This window comes from Enterococcus olivae (genome assembly GCF_053760925.1).
Genome location: NZ_JBSMVT010000002.1, coordinates 51631 through 68931, shown reverse-complemented (window position 1 = coordinate 68931; position 17301 = coordinate 51631). Strand labels below are relative to the sequence as shown.

The window sequence follows — 17301 nt, the reverse complement described above, 5'->3', positions numbered from 1 at the left end:
TGCCAGATCATCTACTGGTCTTGATTTTGAATAAAGTAGGAATCAACGATTGATCTCGTTAATGATCACTAGAGAAAAACAAATTGTTTTTAAACTTTGGGTGGTACCACGACACGTTCGTCCCTGTGCTTAGGCATAGGCACGGACGTTTTTTATTTTGTATCTCTTACAAAGTTAGATTATAAGAAAAAAAAAGGAGCATGCAACGATGAAAATGAAAGAAACCTTGCATTTAGGAAAAACAGCATTTCCAATGCGTGGAAATTTGCCAAATCGTGAAGGCGAATGGCAAAAAGAATGGGATGAAAAAGACATTTACGGACAGCGTCAAAAATTAAACGAAGGTAAACCGAGTTTTGTTTTACATGATGGTCCTCCCTATGCAAACGGCAATATCCATATTGGACATTCACTGAATAAGATCAGTAAAGACATTATTATCCGCTCGAAATCAATGTCTGGCTACCGTGCACCATATGTTCCGGGCTGGGATACACATGGCTTGCCGATCGAGCAGGTATTGACGAACAAAGGAATCAAACGTAAAGAGATGTCAATGGCTGAATATCGTCAAAAATGTTATGACTATGCATTGACGCAAGTTGATACACAACGTGAAGATTTCAAACGTTTAGGTGTGGCGGGAGATTGGGAAAACCCATATATCACTTTGACCCCTGATTACGAAGCAGCTGAAATCCGGGTATTTGGTAAAATGGCTGAAAAAGGCTATATCTATAAAGGCTTGAAACCAATCTATTGGTCACCATCAAGTGAGTCTTCTCTAGCTGAAGCTGAGATTGAATACAAAGACGTGAAATCTCCATCGATTTATGTTGCTTTCCAAGTAGCAGATGGTAAAGACTTATTGAATGAAGAGACGGCCTTTGTGATTTGGACGACGACTCCATGGACATTGCCGGCAAATCTAGGAATTTCTGTAAATCCAGAGTACACTTATGTGCATGTCGAAGCAGATGGACGTAAATTTGTCGTTGCCAAAGACTTGCTGGAAACTGTTCAAAAAGAGATTGGCTGGGAAACAGTCACTGTTTTACAAGAGCTTGCTGGGGATCAGTTTGAAAACATGACGGCACAACACCCATTCTATGATCGTACTTCATTAGTGATGTTAGGTGATCATGTAACCTTGGATGCTGGTACTGGTTTGGTCCACACCGCTCCTGGACACGGGGAAGATGACTACATTGTTAGCCGTCGCTATGGTTTAGAAGTGATTTCTCCGGTAGATAATCGTGGTTGCTTTACAGATGAAGCTCCTGGTTTTGAAGGGATTTTTTATGATAAAGCCAATCCGATGATCACTGATCTATTGAAAGAAAAAGGCGCTTTGTTGAAATTGGATTTCTTCACACATAGTTATCCACATGACTGGCGTACGAAAAAACCAGTGATTTATCGTGCAACACCGCAATGGTTCGCTTCTATCGATAAGTTCCGTCAGGATATTCTGGACGAGATCGAAAAAGTAGACTGGATCATTCCATGGGGTAAAACACGCTTGTACAACATGATTCGTGATCGTGGCGACTGGGTGATTTCTCGTCAGCGTGCTTGGGGCGTACCACTACCAATTTTTTATGCTGAGAACGGTGAAGCAATCATTACACCAGAAACAACTGAGCATGTCGCTCAATTATTTGGAAAATTCGGTTCAAACGTTTGGTTTGAACGTGAAGCCAAGGACCTACTACCAGAAGGATTCACTCATCCTGGTTCTCCAAATGGTGAATTTACGAAAGAAACAGATATCATGGACGTCTGGTTTGATTCAGGTTCTTCTCATGAAGCTGTGTTACGTCAAAGAGAAGATCTTAGCTTCCCAGCAGACATGTATTTAGAAGGTTCTGACCAGTACCGTGGTTGGTTTAACTCAAGTATCACTACAAGTGTGGCTATTAATGGTGTTGCTCCTTATAAGGCTGTTTTATCACAAGGTTTTGCCTTGGATGGAGAAGGTCGTAAAATGAGTAAATCACTAGGAAATACAATCGTTCCAAGCAAAGTCATCAATCAAATGGGTGCTGACATCTTACGCTTATGGGTAAGTAGTGTTGATTATGAATCAGACGTCCGTGTCTCAATGGAGATTCTAAATCAAGTATCTGAAGTTTATCGTAAAATTCGTAATACGATGCGTTTCCTTTTGGCAAACACAACTGATTTTGACCCTAAAACAGATGCTGTTGCTTTTGAAGACTTACGTTCAGTCGATAAATATATGACCGTTCGTTTGAATCAAGTGATCAAAGAGATCCGTGAAAATGGTTATGAGAAGTATAACTTCTTGCACATTTATCGGACAGTCATGAATTTCCTAACAGTTGAGCTATCATCTTTCTACTTGGATTTTGCGAAGGATGTCGTTTATATCGAAGCAGAAAATGATTATCAACGTCGTTGCATGCAAACTGTTTTCTATCAGGCTGCTGTGGTATTGTCTAAATTATTGACACCGATTATTCCGCATACAGCAGAAGAGATCTGGTCACATCTGAAAGAAGAAGAGGAATACGTGCAATTAGCTGAATTCCCAGCTTATCAAGAGTACCCAAATCAAGTAGAATTGTTAGACACGTGGGCTGCCTTTATGGATTTCCGTGACGATGTTCTAAAAGCATTGGAAGTCGCTCGTAACGAAAAATTAATTGGAAAATCTTTAGAAGCGAAAGTAACGATTTATCCAAATGAAACCTTGTCGACACTATTGACTGCTGTAGATACGGATTTAGCGCAATTACTGATCGTATCTCCTGATTTCTTCGAAGTGAAAGCTGTTGGAACAGAAGTTCCCGCAAGCGCGCAACAATTTGAAAATGGAGCCATTTTAGTTGAAAAAGCAGAAGGTGAAGTTTGTGATCGTTGTCGTCAAGTGAAGAACAGCGTTGGTTCTAATGAAGCCTTGCCAACTCTATGCTCACATTGTGCAGAAGTAGTGGAAAAAGAATTTCCAGAAGCTGTAGCAGAAGGCTTTGAAACAAAATAATAGATGAACCTGAGAGACAGTCTAAACCTGTCTTTCAGTTTTTTTGTGGTTAAAAAAAGGTTCGAAAAATGTAAATAGCAATGTTTTTATTGTTTAGGAATTTTCTCTAATTTATACTGAAAGTAGGAAATAAATGTATGGATGTCAAGGGCGGTTTAAATTTGTAGGTTTAGGGCGGTTAGGAATTGTAGGAAAAAAGCGGTTTGAATCTTTTATTTTTGCTGCTTTTCCTGATAATCTCTCAATCGATAGGATTTTCCTGTAATTTTAAAAATTTGAGAATGGTGAACTAAACGATCCAAAATGGCTGCTGTCGCCGTAGGATTTCTAAAGACTTCACTCCAACCCGAAAGATTAGAGTTGGTAGTGAAAATCGTTGAATGACGCTCATAACGTACATTTATTAACTGAAACAAAAGATCGGCTTCTTGCCTTTGGATGGGTAAATAACCAATTTCATCAATAATGAGAAGCTCATAGTTGCTATATCTTTTCATGACACGTTCTATGGTGCCATTTTCATAGGCTGTTTGTAATCTCAAAAGTAATTCGTGGCAATTGATAAACAGTGTACGAACACCTTGTTCACAAGCAGAAACACCGATGCTAATCGCTAGATGGTCTTTTCCAACACCAGGACTACCTATAAAAAGAATATTTTCTTGTTTTTCTAAGAACGCTAAATGTTGTAAATCAAGCATCTGTTTCTTATTGATACTTGGTTGATAACCAAATTCAAAATCGATCATCCGTTTAATTTTGGGAAATCTGGCTTTAATTAAAGCGCGATCGATTTTTTTCGAGTGTTTGTAGAGAAGCTCTTGATTGGTCAATTCCAAAAGGGCTTCTGTAAAAGGGATAGACTGATTGTTGACAACCTCTAAATAATTGGGAAAATATTCTTTGATTCGTTGTAAGCCTAAGCGGTCAAAATTTACAATTAATTGCTGGTGATTACTCATAGATTCCTCCTAAAGCACATCGTATTGTGTAAGTGATTCTTCAATATACTGTTCGATTTCATCTTCTGTTCGATGTTTGAAAACATCCGATTTTAGAATAGTGGTCATATCTTCTCGATGGTAGTTTAAAGGTTGGATGGACAATGGATGCATGCGAATCTCTTCGCCATTGTAATATATTTTTACTTTATCTTCTGTCTCTGAGACTTCCAAAATGACTTCACAACCTATATACTTAGGGTGGACGGAGTACTTACATTTTCTAAACTGCACCATAGATTCTTTGGAGACGATACGGCGAATATCATCTTCAAAATAAGGATTTAGTAGATGGTCAGGTAGAAGATGGAGGTGCTCTTTTTCTTTTTCCTCCCACAATTCATTGGGAATCCGATTGGTTGCTTGCGAAACTTCTTGATTGAGTTCCGCACAAAAATCATTAATGATTCGAATCAAGTCTGTGCCATCATAAAATTCGTCGTTGTAAACCCGCAACCGTTCCATCGTTCGAGCTAGAGATTCTACAATCCCTTTTGTTTGTGATCGATAGGGACGACAAGCAATCGGGTTAAAACCGGCATCTTTACTAAATTCATAGAACCGTTCATTGAAATGCACGGTTGTAAATTGCGTTCTTGAACGATCAACGACGGTACGCATATTATCAAACCATATTTCTTGCGGGACACCACCAGTGTGGTAAAAGGCCTCATCTAAACATTCAAACAATGTGTCTTGTTTACGATCAAAGGTAAGTGTAATAAATTTCTTTTTTGAATAAGAGAGGACATAGAGAAAAATATTGAATTGAAAAACTTCTCCATGCTTACTAACTAATTTTATTTCTTCTTTCCAATCTACCTGAGCTGAACGTGCTGGATGATGTGTCACTCGAATAGTCGTTTGTTTTATTTTGTCTGCTTTGTGGTGTTTACAATATTCTCTTACAATCATATATTTCCCTTCAAAACCGTGTTTTTCAATAAATTTATAAATAGCTTTGGCACTGCATCCTAAAGCCAATTTATCATGGATAATTTCTTTGAATGGATCCAATTTGCTTGGTCGAGAAGGCTTGATGATTTCTTCCTTTTGAGGGTCGTCTTTTCTAGAAGAAAGTTTTTCATAAGCCGTTTTTACTGTTCGATAATCTGAGTTGTATTGCCAGGCAATTTCGGCATAATTTGGTTTTATTCCTTGTTTCACGTATATCTGCACTCCTTCATAAATGTCTTTTCTTACCATGTGTACCTCCTTAATCATGATAAGAAAAGTATAAAATAAAAATGTAGGAAAACCGACAATTCTTAATCGCGGTTTTCCTACATTTTACTATCGCCATTTACAGTATGGATAAGGAGTGGTTGCATGAAAAAAATTTTTTCTTAAGCTGGTGTCTATTCTGTTAGGAATGACCGTACTGATGACAGTCTATTTATTTGTCACTGGAGAACTTCGCTATTATGTAACATTTCGAATGGGGGGAGAAACCCGAGGATATATTGGTAAAAGATCAACACTATTAGAGGACGAGGAGCATTTAGATCAAGTCTTTCAGGAATTGTCAGTCGATTTTGAGGGACAGCAAATTTATTTTACATTATTGAATGTATCGAATGATTCGATCCTTGCGATCATTGAAGATCCCAATCAAACATCCTATTATGATTACTATCGTTATGATGGCACGAGATTTTTTCAGAAGTGGAGAAAAGACAGACCTACAAAACGTCTGATACTGTGGATCGCTTAGAAATAAAGGAAGTTCCGATACAGGGGCTCACTGAATTCTACCAAAAAATATCAATATATTTGGAAGAGGGCAATTATGAATTAGATGAAAATAGAGAAATACAAATTTCAGTGAGATTTGGTAAGTTTGTCGATGAGGGACTTCTTCGTTCTAATGTCACTGGCGAACGTCAAGATTTCGAATTTGAAGCAGACTTTGAAGGGAATCATTTCACTGAACTTTCCATGGAGTGATTTTTCAAAAGAAGCAGAGAATTCTTTTAAAAAGTTTTTATCAGCAGACTGTCCCATTCAGGTGAGTGTGGAGAACATACTACTACAAATGCAAAACGAGGAGATAACCGCCATAGGTTACTCCTCGTTTCTTTGTCTTATGATAATAAATCTCGTTTGCGGTACCATTCATCAGGGGCCCAAATCCACTCGAAACCGTCTTTTTCTAATAGCTCGTAGGCTTCTTTCGGTCCCATTGAGCGAGCTGAGTATTGAGGCAATTCGGAAGGGTCTTGATCCCATGTTTGGCGAATCACGTCTACGATATGCCAAGACTGAGCGACTTCTTTCCAGTGAGTAAAGTTGGTTCCGTCACCATTCAGAGAGTCCAACATCAATTTCTCATAGGCTTCTGGCGTATTCTCAATGATCTCTGCGCTGTTGCGGTGTTCTAGACGAATCGGCAACATATTGAAACCTTGCCCAACTTCCTTTCCATTAAGAGAAAGCGAGAAGCCTTCTGTTGGCTGGATATAGATTGTTAGCACATTTGGAGACAATTGTTTTTGTTCACAGGATCCTCCAACAGAGTCTTTGAAAACATTGACAGGGACTTGTTTAAAGACAATATTGATACGTGTTCCTTTTTCAGTTAAACGTTTCCCAGTACGCACATAAAATGGAACGCCTGACCAGCGGAAGTTATCGATAATAAATTTACCTGCAACAAAGGTCTCTGTTGAAGAATTTGGATCAACGTTCAGTTCTTCTTTGTAAGCAGTATAGTCTTGCCCCTCCATAGAGCCTGGACCATATTGAGCACGAACAAAGTTCTTGGCAACTTCTTCTGCTGTATAGACACGAACAGCTTCAAGAGCTTTGATTTTTTCTGCACGGATTTCTTTGTCAGAAAAAGCAACTGGTGGTTCCATCGCAAGCAGCGAAAGAACTTGAAGAATATGATTTTGGACCATATCTTTCAAAGCACCACTCTGGTCATAGTAGCCGCCACGTTCTTCTACTCCAAGATCTTCAGCAATGTTGATCTGAATGTTATCAATGTAGCGATTGCTCCATAATGATTCAAAAATACTATTTGCAAAACGAATCGCAGAAATATTTTGAACCATTTCTTTTCCAAGATAATGATCGATTCGGTAGATCTCTTCTTCTTGGAACACTTGAGTGATTTCTTCGTTCAACTGACTGGCTGTTTCGTAGTCCGTACCAAAAGGTTTTTCGATAATCACCCGATGGTAACCTTTGGAATCCAACATGCCTTGAGATTTCAAATGAGAGACGATCGTACCAAAGAAATTAGGAGACATGGCCAGATAAAACAGGCGGTTGCCTTCCAGATCATATTTTTCGTCCAGCTCGTCAGCTAATTTTTTCAATGTGTCATAATGTTCCGTATCTTGAACATCGTGGGATTGATAGTAGAAGTGAGAAGCAAAAGCATCGGCTTCTTCTTCCGTAGGATCCAAGCTAGCGATCGTTTCTTTGATGATGTTTCGGTAGGTTTCGTCACTCCACGGACGACGGGCTGTTCCAATCACCGCAAATGATTCAACCAGATCACCTTTGCGATATAAACGGAATAGCGAAGGGTACAATTTTCTTTGGGCTAGATCACCCGTACCACCAAAAATAGTAAATAAAACCTTTTTTTCGTTCATTTGATTCACTCCTATAGTTCGTATTAAGTAATTTATTCTAGTAAAAACGTAAATTTTTTGCTCTGTGAAGGCTGCAGTTTCACAGTTTATCTACGAAGATTGTATTGGCAGCTTTATAGCTGACCGCAAGAGTTTTCTCTTGGTTTCTGATGGTGATCGGTCCTTCGTAGGCAGCAACATCAACGATCTCATATTCTTCGTGAATCTTTAAATCGATCGCAACTAGATAATCAAGGAGTTCACGTTCATCCAGAACACGAGCGATTCGGATCTGAGTGCCGACGGGATAAGAAGTGAGGGTCTCTCTTTTTTTCTCATGAATCGTTTGGCTTTCTTTGGGAATCATACCGCCGTGTGGGCAATACTCAGGATGATTCAAATAGGCTTCTAAACGCCGAGCCAGAGTCAAAGATGTGACGTGTTCTAAAACTTCCGCATCGTCATGTACTTCATTCCAAGAATAATTTAAATGCTCCACTAAAAAAACTTCCCAAAGTCGATGTCTGCGAATCAATGAACTGGCTTTTTTTAAGCCTGATTCGGTCAGCTGCACCCCTTGATATGGGATGTGTTTGACAAGGTCCTCTTTGACGAGTTTGGAAATCATTTCACTGACGGATGCTGCAGAGACAGCCAAACCAGAAACGATTTTTTTGTTGCTGATTTGCTCTTGATCGCCACCGAGCTCCAAGATAAGCTTTAGATAATCTTCACGATTAGGTGTCATTCGTATTCATCCCTTCCATATGATGTAAATTCTATCAAAATTTTAGACTTTTTACTATGCAAAATGGTTGAGAAAATGAAGAAAATAGTCAAAATGAAGAGAAATCAGAACAGAGTCAGTTTTCAATTTACAATCGGGTCTGCTAAAAGCTATACTGAATAATAATATGGAAAAACAGAGAGAAGGAAGTATATGCAAGGACAAAAAATTTTACTGGTAGAAGACGATGAAAAAATTGCTCGCTTGACCAAAGCAGGACTGGAAAAGTGGCAATTTCAAACAACGGTCGTACAGGACTTTCAGCATGTTTTAGCAGAGTTTCAGCAGTTGCAGCCACAGCTAGTGATTCTGGATATCTCACTTCCTTTTTATAGTGGTTATCATTGGTGTCAGGAGATTCGAAAACACTCGACGGTGCCAATTATTTTTCTATCTTCAGCCAGTGACAAGATGAATATGCTGATGGCGATGAATTTGGGGGCGGATGATTTTATTGCGAAACCTTTTGATTTAGAGTTGCTGGTGGCGAAGATCCAGGCAACCTTTCGACGGACCTATCAATTTAATCAGCAGGAACAGCTCCTGGTTTATCGCGAATTGTCACTCTCTTTGGTTGAACATGAACTGTATTATCAGCAGCAGGTCATTTCATTGACTCCTAATGAAACAAAACTGCTGTCACAATTATTTTTACATGCAGAACAGAAGGTTACAAAAGAAGAGCTGATGGAGAAGCTGTGGGAGAGTGAAGAATTTATCAGTAAAAATACCTTAACGGTCAATATGACACGTTTGCGTAAAAAGCTAGCCGATGCCGGTCTGTCACATACAATTCAAACGTTAAAAGGAATTGGTTATATGTTGGTGATGCCGGATGGAAAATAATCTATGGCGTTTTCTGTGGCAAGTGATCAAAGAAAACAGTTGGTTCCTTGCAATGTATTTACTGATCGTTGGCTTATTGGGGAGCACGCTTTATTTTCATGAGATCCCGCTATCGATTTATTTAGACACCCTGCTGTTTACAGGACCAGTTGTGCTCTTGATTCTTTTGTGGCGTGGTCTTCGTCTGTGGAGGAAACATCAACACCTGCAGTCTGCTATCCAGCAAAAACAGCTGTATGAACTTAGTATCCTGCAGAAAGCGACTCTTTTGGAACAAGATTATCATCAGCTGTTGGCTAAGATCCAAGAACAGTTGAAACAGACCGAAGAAAATTATGAACAAAAAGAAAAAGACTTGCTGGATTACTCTGTTCTTTGGAGCCATCAGATCAAAACACCACTAGCATCAATCGACTTACTGATTCAAATGATGGAAAGTAAGGAGAAGCAAGCGCTGAAGGAAGAGGCTTTTAAAATTCAGCAGTATTTAGATATGATGTTGCAGTATCTTCGTCTACAATCGATTCAGCAGGACTTTCGTTTTGAGACCGTCGAGTATCAACCAATCGTCAAAAATCTGATCAAAAAATATGCCCGATTCTTTATTTATAAAGACCTCGAGATCGAATTGGTGAATTTGGAACAGACGGTGACAACAGACAAAAAGTGGTTCTCCTTTCTACTAGAACAAATTGTTTTCAATGCCATCAAATATACCCAGACAGGTTCGATCTGTATTTACTCACCAGAGGATGATCCACAGCAGATCCGAGTGAAGGACACAGGACAAGGAATTTTGCCAGAGGATCTTCCTCGGGTGTTTGAACGGGGATATACTGGTTTTAATGGACACAATCATGAAGGATCTAGTGGCTTGGGCTTGTATATGTGTCGAGAAATTGCCGATCAGTTGGGGATCACGCTGGACATTACGTCAACGATCAATCAGGGGACAGAGGTCTGTCTCACCTTGCCCGCAAGTCTGCAAGTTGAATAGAGCAAGCTGGTAGTTGAGAATCACCAGCTTTTTTCAATGTGACAAAAATGTAGTTTTGGACCCCGGGATTGTCACTGTTTTTTCTCCTTGTCCTCCTTTAAACTGAAAATAGAAACGGAGGAATGGAATGATGGAATTATTAAAAGTGAAAAACATAAAAAAAGTGTATCATCCACGGTTGAGTCAGCATCCGGTGGAGGCCTTGAAAAATATTGAATTTACTGTAGACGCCGGTGAATATATCGCTGTGATGGGAGAGTCAGGTTCGGGTAAAAGTACCTTGTTGAATATTTTAGCGACTTTGGACAAGCCGTCAACGGGAACGATTTTATTGAAACAGCAAGAGCTATCAACGATTGCAGAAGGAAAGATGGCTCAGTTTCGCAGAGAGCATCTAGGCTTTGTTTTTCAAGATTTTAACTTATTGGATACCTTCAATGTACAGGACAATATTTTATTGCCATTGGTCTTGTCTCGCGTTCCGCTGAAAGAAATGATCCAGCGATTGGAGCCCTTAGCCAATCAGTTGTCGATCAGTTCGCTGTTGAAACAGTTTCCTTATGAGATCTCAGGTGGGCAGAAACAACGAGTGGCCGTGGCTCGTGCGTTAATTACTGATCCGGATATCGTACTGGCGGATGAACCGACGGGAGCACTCGATTCAAAATCAGCACAGCAGTTGTTACAGCTGTTTGATCAAATCAATGACAAGGGTCAAACGATCTTGCTGGTGACGCACAGTGTATTAGCTGCTAGTCATGCCAAAAGAGTGCTATTCATTAAAGACGGAAAGATTTTCCATCAACTATATCGAGGGGAACGCGAGCAGCTGACCTTTATGGATGAGATCGCTCAAACGGTTTCCGTGCTACTTAAAGAAGAGGTGTAGCCATGTTTTATATTAAATTAGCCACAAGAAATATAACGAAAAACAAGCCGATCTATTTTCCTTTTCTATTTTCAATGTTCTTTGTCGTCATGCTCAATTTTTTGATGCGAGTCATTTTAATGAACGAAGGCTTAGCTGCCATGCCAAGAGCACAAGCCGTGCGGAGTATGTTTGGTTTTGGTGCTGTGGTGATCATGATTTTTTCTTTGATCTTTGCTTTTTACACGAATGGTTTCTTAAACAAAAATCGCAAGAAAGAACTGGGCTTGTACAATGTTCTAGGTCTAGATAAAAAAGCAATCGGCTGGATGCTGTTTATAGAAAGCATTCTCAGCTACCTAGTGACTGTAGGAACAGGTTTGTTGTTTGGCAGTATTTTTTCCAAGTATCTTTTTCTGATTTTGAAGAAATTGACCGGTTATGGAGCAGACTTTGTTTTTGAATTGTCTGGCGGAATGTTTCGAGAGACTCTTCTCTTGATGTTGGGAATCTTTTTTGCACTCTTTGTGGTCAATATTATTTCCTTGATACGAACTAGTCCAATTGATTTGTTAAAAGGAAAGAATCAGGGAGAGAAAGAACCAAAAGCGAATTGGATCAACAGTGTCCTAGGATTGATTTGTTTGGGTATTGGTTATTATTTAGCCCTCAAGACGACCTCACCGCTAGAAAGCTTATATATTTTCTTTATTGCGATCATTTTTGTGATTGCAGGAACCTATGCAACGATGGTTTCGTTTAGTGTAGCCTTGTTAAAATTACTGAAAAATCGGCCGTTTATCTATTATCGTCCGAAAGCCTTTGTCAATCTTTCAGGAATGCTTTATCGAATGAAACAAAATGGTACCGGCTTAGCGAGTATTTGTATTTTGAGTACGATGGTCCTAGTCACGGTCTCTTCGACAGTCGGTCTATATGTCGGTCAAGAAGATAGTTTGCGCAATCAGCATCCTTTTGATCTTGAGATCACTACACAAGTACCAGATAGCTCCATTGAACCGGCGTTAGAGAAAATCATTGAGGAGCATCCGGTGAAGACGGAAGACTTGTATACTTTTGAAGAAAATCTGACACTACCTCTACTGTTGAGAAAGGGTAGTCAGTTCACAGCTGTCTCCAGCGATTTTTTTAGAGAGACACCAAGCGATTCGAGCGCTGACTTATCGGCGATCGAAGTACTGACTTTGGCAGATTATCAGCAATTGACTGGAGAAGCACTGACACTTGAAGCACAAGAGGTGTATCTATACTCGCCTTCAGAAAAACTGGATCAAGAAATCACCATTGCTGACCAAACATTCCAGATCAAAGAGAAATTGTCTGAGCTGCCTTTTGCCAATCATGAAGCAATGATGCTTGACGATTACACGCTGATCGTAAAAGATCAAACGGTAGTCCATCAATTGGCAGCCAGCTTTGACGAATCAGCGAATGTCGTGATTGGTACACGGCTGGATTATAATTTCTCAGGAACCGCCAAACAGCGGGAACATTTTGTTCAAGCGGTAGCTGATTTTGTATCGCAATTGAATCAGGAGGCTCAAAATGTACCTGATCAGGAAGAGGACTATGCTAGTCTTTCCTCGATCGATCAAAGAAGAAATGAGATCTCTGATTTTACCGGCGGCTTTTTGTTTATCGGTCTGATCTTCAGTCTCACTTTCACTGCGGCGACGGCTTTGATCATTTACTACAAGCAGATTTCGGAGGGCTATGAGGATGCCTACCGCTTTGAAGTCATGCAAAAAGTGGGGATGAGTCACAAAGAAGTCAAACAAACGATCCACAGTCAAGTCTTGATGGTCTTTCTTTTTCCTATTTTACTGGCAGGGATCCATCTAGCCTTTGCATCGCCGCTCATTCAAAAATTGCTGCTGATGTTTGGTTTTCACAATCCGCGTTTGTACTATTGGATCACAGGAATCTCAGTGGCAGTATTTAGTTTGGCTTATTTTCTGGTTTATTTGCAAACGTCGCGAGTGTATTATCGGATCGTTGAGCGGCAAGCTTAATGGAGGGATGTTGATGGAGGCTTCCACAGGATTTTTTGTTTGGAATGAAGCTCAGCAAAACTATGTCCAAACAAATCCAACAGTGACTGCAACCTCAGTGGACCAGACGTTGCAGCTTTCAAAAATTAATGAGGAGGCGATCCCGATCCTACTGCAGGCCATTTGGTGCAGAAGAAAAGGCGCAGTCAACATCAATATTGGTATCAGTAAAGAGCAGGATGCACAGATCGCCCAACAATTGAATGTCTGGTAAAAAACGTAAGGAAGTCAAAACTGGCTTCTTTTTTTTTGCAGCTATTCTAGTAAACATCTATTAAATAGAAACAAAAAAAGAGAGGACACCGAGGTCTCTCTCTTAAATAATTGATTTATGCCCAATCACCGTTTCTAAAAATCGGAGCAGTTGTCCCATCCTTGCGGACACCATCGATGTTCATTTCTGCTGATCCAACCATGAAGTCAACGTGTGTCTGGCTTCGGTTCAAACCAGCTTTGACTAATTCTTCTTCGGTCATTTCCGTTCCACCTTGTAGATTGAAAGCATAAGCAGAACCCAGTGCCAAATGATTCGAAGCATTTTCGTCAAACAAAGTGTTGAAGAAAGTGATTCCAGACTGAGAGATCGGTGAAGGATCTGGAACTAGAGCGACCTCGCCCAGATGTTTTGCGCCTTCATCTGTTTCTAACAGTTTTGCTAAAACGTCTTCTCCTTGTTCAGCAGAGAAATCAACGACCCTGCCGTCTTTGAAGGTAAAGGTCATGCCAGAAATAATCGTACCGGCGTAACTCAACGGCTTTGTGCTTGAGATGTAGCCATCCACACGGCGGCTGTCCGGTGCGGTAAAGACTTCTTCTGTTGGCATGTTCGCCATGAATTTTTCTCCTCGTGCATTTAGACTGCCAGCACCTTCCCACAAATGATCTTGTGGTAGGCCGATGGTCAAGTCTGTTCCTGGAGCTGTGTAGTGCAAGGAATCGAATTGTTCTGCATTTAATTCATCCGCTTTGGTTTGTAGTGTTTGATCATGTTTTTTCCAAGCCGCAACAGGATCTTCTGCATAGATACGTGTTGTTTTGAAAATTTGATCCCACAGAGCATCTTCTGCTTCTTCTGCAGAAAGCTCTGGAAAGACTTGTTGTGCCCACTTGCTACCAGCTGCAGCAGCTACGACCCAGCTGACTTTGTTTGCTTGTGTGGCGATTCGTAGATTGTGCATCGCTTTGCCAGCGGCCAATTGGTAAGCTGCCACGCGTTCTGGATCAACGCCAGCTAATGAACCTGGATCAGACGACACAATGCTGATGCGACTAGCACCCTTAGCAATCCAATCATCGGCTTGATCGACTTTGTGCTGAGGGATATTTTTCAAGCGTTCCTCTGCGGCATGTGTTAGAAATTCTTTTTGTACAGTGTCATCGGTCCATTGAACGATGACTTCAGCTGCTCCTAATTTATAGGCTTCTTTGGTGATCAAACGGGCGAGTGGCGCTTGATCCACACTGATTTGCAAAACAACTGTATGTGAGTCTTGGACATTGACTCCGACTTCAGCAATCAGTTGTGCATATTTTTCAAGATATTCGTTGAATTTTGGTAAAACCATTTTGTTTGCCCCCTAAAATAATCTGTTATTATCATAACACTAAGTAAAAATCAAAACAAATAGAAGAGAGGGACGTTTAATGGAAAAGATGGCGATCATTTATAGTTGTTTTTAGAGAGAATCGCTACACTATACAATGCAGTCAGCCAATTCTTCTTAACAGAAGAATCAAGCCAGTAGGATGATGGCAGACATTTAATACTTGAAAAGAAACAAGCAGTATACTGGGGCTCATGGTTATGCTGAAACAAACGGTTCTTGTAGCTGAGCAGGGCTATTCAAAGTCAACTGTAACTTGTAGCAAAGCTGAGGCAGATCGACAGTTGATTCCTCAAGAAAATTGCTGTCCGCTACGTTTCACGATTGACATCAGACAAGATCTTCCCACAGGAAACTTGCTGTGGATTGTAAGAATGATAAAAAAACAATAAGAATCGTTTTTTTTATTGGAAAATAAATAAGGAGATTTGAATTATGATGAAAACATGTTAGAATGAATGAAAAGCATTTATGAAAGCGGTAGATAATTTAGATAAGGAGACCGATGACCATGGCTAGAAAAAAAACAATCACAAGAGACCAGATTTTGAATGCTGCTTACGAAGTTGTCGCAAAAGAAGGGTTTTCTCGTTTTACTGCTAGAAATATTGCAGCAAAAATGAAGTGTTCCACCCAGCCGATTTACTTGGAATTCAAGAACATGGATGATTTGAAGAATGTCTTGGTCACAGAGATCACAAACAATGTGCTGACTAAGTTATTAAAAAAAGAAGTGACCGGTAATCGACTGATCGATTTGGGGTTGAACTGTATCGAATTTGCCAATAAGGAAAAGCAGCTATACAAAGCTCTCTTTCTAGAAGGTGAAGTTAGTGTAGGGGATATCAAAGAATATTCCTATGAATATTTTGTTGGTTCGGTGATCAAGGGAACTGAATACGAAGAATTGTCAGAGAAACGACTTCAGTCGGTCTATATGGGCTTTTGGATCATTGTGACTGGGTTGGCAGCATTGACCTCCTCTAGTATCGTGGACTTGTCTCGCGAGGAAACGATCGAACTATTGGAAAATTCTTTCCAGATTATGAAAAAGCAAGAGCCAATCGATTTGTCTTTCAAATCATTGCAACGTTAAAAACAGGCATCGTCACAAAGAAAAGTGACGATGCCTACTTTTTAACTCTTTTTTATAACTGTTCCACTAATTTTTTTGCAAATGCTTCGAGATTTTGGATGTCCTCTTCTTCGGCAGCAAGATCAACTTTTACACCGTCTGCGCCTTTTGTTGCCCCTGTTTTTAAGAAGGCTGCTTCAAAATCGTCGACTGCTTTACAAAAGAAGTCGTAAAAAGTGTCTCCTGAACCACAGACACCAAAGATTTTTCCAGAAAGGTCCAGTTCTAGTAAGTCATCATAAAAATCCATGATCTCATCGGGCAGACTTCCTTCATCGTATGTATAAGATGCTACCACACAAATGTCTGCTTCTTCAAAATCCTCCGCATCGATTTGTGTACATTCTTCTATTTCAACATCGATCCCCATATTTTCCATTGTCTCAGCGACAATATCGGCGATTTCTTCGGTATTTCCGGTCATACTTGCATAAACGATTTTTGCTAAGGTCATGATGTCCTCCTATTTTATCTCTTGATCAACGTTCCGTTCCACCGTTGATTATAGCAAAATATTTAGAATATGTGAACTGTTCTTCAAGTCAGTAGAAGGAATTTGGAAAAAAATAGCTTCCTATGGTAAAATAGATGAGATTTAAACGAAGGGAATTAGATAAAATGATTACATTAAAATCACAGAGAGAAATCGAGCGTATGGCTGAATCCGGCGCATTATTGGCCAAAGTCCATAAAGAACTAAGAACATTCATCAAACCAGGAATCACAAGTTGGGACATTGAAGTTTTCGTTCGTCATTATATTGAGAGTCACGGTGGTGTAGCAGCACAGATCGGCTTTGAAGGCTACAAATATGCGACTTGCTGCAGTATCAATGATGAGATCTGTCATGGATTTCCACGTAAAAAAGTTTTGAAGGAAGGCGACTTGATCAAAGTTGATATGTGTATCGATCTAAAAGGCGCAATCTCCGATTCTTGTTGGACTTATTCAGTTGGAGAACCTTCACCGGAAGTAAAACGGTTGATGGAAGTCACTAAAAAAGCTTTGTATTTAGGGATCGAGCAAGCACAGGTCGGCAACCGTATCGGTGACATTGGTCATGCGATCCAAACCTATGCGGAAGGCGAAGGGTACGGAGTGGTCCGTGATTTTATCGGTCACGGCATTGGTCCTACGATCCATGAAAGTCCGGCAGTTCCCCATTATGGAGAAGCTGGCAAAGGCTTGCGCCTGAAAGAAGGCATGGTGATCACAATTGAACCGATGATCAATACAGGAACTTGGAAAATGAGGATGGATCCAAATGGCTGGACAGCCTACACTTTGGATGGCGGATTGAGTTGTCAGTATGAACATAGCTTGGCCATCACAAAAGAAGGCCCTCGTATTCTGACCTCTCAAGGAGAAGAAGGCACATACTGATTTCAAGTAAAGGAGAA

The 17301-nt window shown here is 40.2% G+C and carries 16 protein-coding genes; 10 read left to right on the top strand and 6 right to left on the bottom strand.

From position 1 onward, the window contains the following. Positions 1–208: 208 nt before the first annotated feature. Positions 209–3007, top strand: coding sequence for an isoleucine--tRNA ligase (ileS, locus tag ACWODM_RS02480; protein ID WP_455319788.1), 2799 nt, complete (start codon positions 209–211; stop codon positions 3005–3007). A gap of 212 nt (positions 3008–3219) precedes the next feature. Here the strand turns inward: ileS and istB are convergent, their stop codons facing one another. Both istB and istA read right to left on the bottom strand, forming a co-directional pair. Further along, on the bottom strand, positions 3220–3969 hold the full coding sequence (istB, locus tag ACWODM_RS02475; protein ID WP_455319787.1) for an IS21-like element helper ATPase IstB: 750 nt from the start codon (positions 3967–3969) through the stop codon (positions 3220–3222). A gap of 9 nt (positions 3970–3978) precedes the next feature. Next, on the bottom strand, positions 3979–5214 hold the full coding sequence (istA, locus tag ACWODM_RS02470) for an IS21 family transposase (protein ID WP_455319786.1): 1236 nt from the start codon (positions 5212–5214) through the stop codon (positions 3979–3981). A gap of 178 nt (positions 5215–5392) precedes the next feature. Here istA and ACWODM_RS02465 point away from each other — a divergent pair, with 178 nt between their 5' ends. Both ACWODM_RS02465 and ACWODM_RS02460 read left to right on the top strand, forming a co-directional pair. Next, positions 5393–5722: a hypothetical protein gene (locus ACWODM_RS02465; protein WP_455319785.1), complete on the top strand. Its 330-nt coding sequence runs from the start codon at positions 5393–5395 to the stop codon at positions 5720–5722. Then, positions 5710–5955 carry a hypothetical protein gene (locus ACWODM_RS02460; protein WP_455319784.1) on the top strand — a complete coding sequence of 82 codons (246 nt, stop codon included), beginning with the start codon at positions 5710–5712 and terminating at the stop codon, positions 5953–5955. The genes ACWODM_RS02465 and ACWODM_RS02460 overlap by 13 nt, the downstream gene beginning before the upstream one ends. A 137-nt stretch (positions 5956–6092) precedes the next feature. Here ACWODM_RS02460 and zwf read toward each other — a convergent pair whose 3' ends face one another. Then, on the bottom strand, positions 6093–7613 hold the full coding sequence (gene zwf, locus ACWODM_RS02455; protein ID WP_455319783.1) for a glucose-6-phosphate dehydrogenase: 1521 nt from the start codon (positions 7611–7613) through the stop codon (positions 6093–6095). 79 nt (positions 7614–7692) lie between these two features. Continuing rightward, positions 7693–8340, bottom strand: coding sequence for a metal-dependent transcriptional regulator (locus ACWODM_RS02450; RefSeq protein WP_455319782.1), 648 nt, complete (start codon positions 8338–8340; stop codon positions 7693–7695). A gap of 192 nt (positions 8341–8532) precedes the next feature. Between ACWODM_RS02450 and ACWODM_RS02445 the strand changes: the two genes are divergently transcribed. The 5 genes from ACWODM_RS02445 (at position 8533) to ACWODM_RS02425 (ending at position 13376) form a co-directional block, all read left to right on the top strand. After that, the gene (locus ACWODM_RS02445; protein WP_455319781.1) at positions 8533–9225 is read left to right on the top strand and encodes a response regulator transcription factor; all 693 of its coding nucleotides are present in this window, start codon (positions 8533–8535) and stop codon (positions 9223–9225) included. Beyond that, the gene (locus ACWODM_RS02440) at positions 9215–10222 is read left to right on the top strand and encodes a sensor histidine kinase (RefSeq protein WP_455319780.1); all 1008 of its coding nucleotides are present in this window, start codon (positions 9215–9217) and stop codon (positions 10220–10222) included. The genes ACWODM_RS02445 and ACWODM_RS02440 overlap by 11 nt, the downstream gene beginning before the upstream one ends. A 130-nt stretch (positions 10223–10352) precedes the next feature. After that, entirely contained in the window at positions 10353–11111 is a 759-nt protein-coding gene (locus ACWODM_RS02435) for an ABC transporter ATP-binding protein (RefSeq protein ID WP_455319960.1), read from the top strand. A gap of 2 nt (positions 11112–11113) precedes the next feature. Continuing rightward, positions 11114–13123 carry an FtsX-like permease family protein gene (locus ACWODM_RS02430; RefSeq protein ID WP_455319779.1) on the top strand — a complete coding sequence of 670 codons (2010 nt, stop codon included), beginning with the start codon at positions 11114–11116 and terminating at the stop codon, positions 13121–13123. 13 nt (positions 13124–13136) lie between these two features. Continuing rightward, positions 13137–13376: a hypothetical protein gene (locus ACWODM_RS02425; protein ID WP_455319778.1), complete on the top strand. Its 240-nt coding sequence runs from the start codon at positions 13137–13139 to the stop codon at positions 13374–13376. 115 nt (positions 13377–13491) lie between these two features. Here the strand turns inward: ACWODM_RS02425 and ACWODM_RS02420 are convergent, their stop codons facing one another. After that, the gene (locus ACWODM_RS02420; protein ID WP_455319777.1) at positions 13492–14727 is read right to left on the bottom strand and encodes an aminopeptidase; all 1236 of its coding nucleotides are present in this window, start codon (positions 14725–14727) and stop codon (positions 13492–13494) included. Positions 14728–15277: 550 nt separating this feature from the next. Here ACWODM_RS02420 and ACWODM_RS02415 point away from each other — a divergent pair. Then, entirely contained in the window at positions 15278–15862 is a 585-nt protein-coding gene (locus ACWODM_RS02415) for a TetR/AcrR family transcriptional regulator (RefSeq protein WP_455319776.1), read from the top strand. A 52-nt stretch (positions 15863–15914) separates the two neighbouring features. Here the strand turns inward: ACWODM_RS02415 and ACWODM_RS02410 are convergent, their stop codons facing one another. Beyond that, positions 15915–16355: a flavodoxin gene (locus ACWODM_RS02410; protein ID WP_455319775.1), complete on the bottom strand. Its 441-nt coding sequence runs from the start codon at positions 16353–16355 to the stop codon at positions 15915–15917. A gap of 164 nt (positions 16356–16519) precedes the next feature. Between ACWODM_RS02410 and map the strand changes: the two genes are divergently transcribed. Continuing rightward, a complete protein-coding gene (gene map / locus ACWODM_RS02405; protein WP_455319774.1) occupies positions 16520–17284 on the top strand; it encodes a type I methionyl aminopeptidase in 765 nt (254 codons plus the stop codon). Positions 17285–17301: the final 17 nt, after the last annotated feature.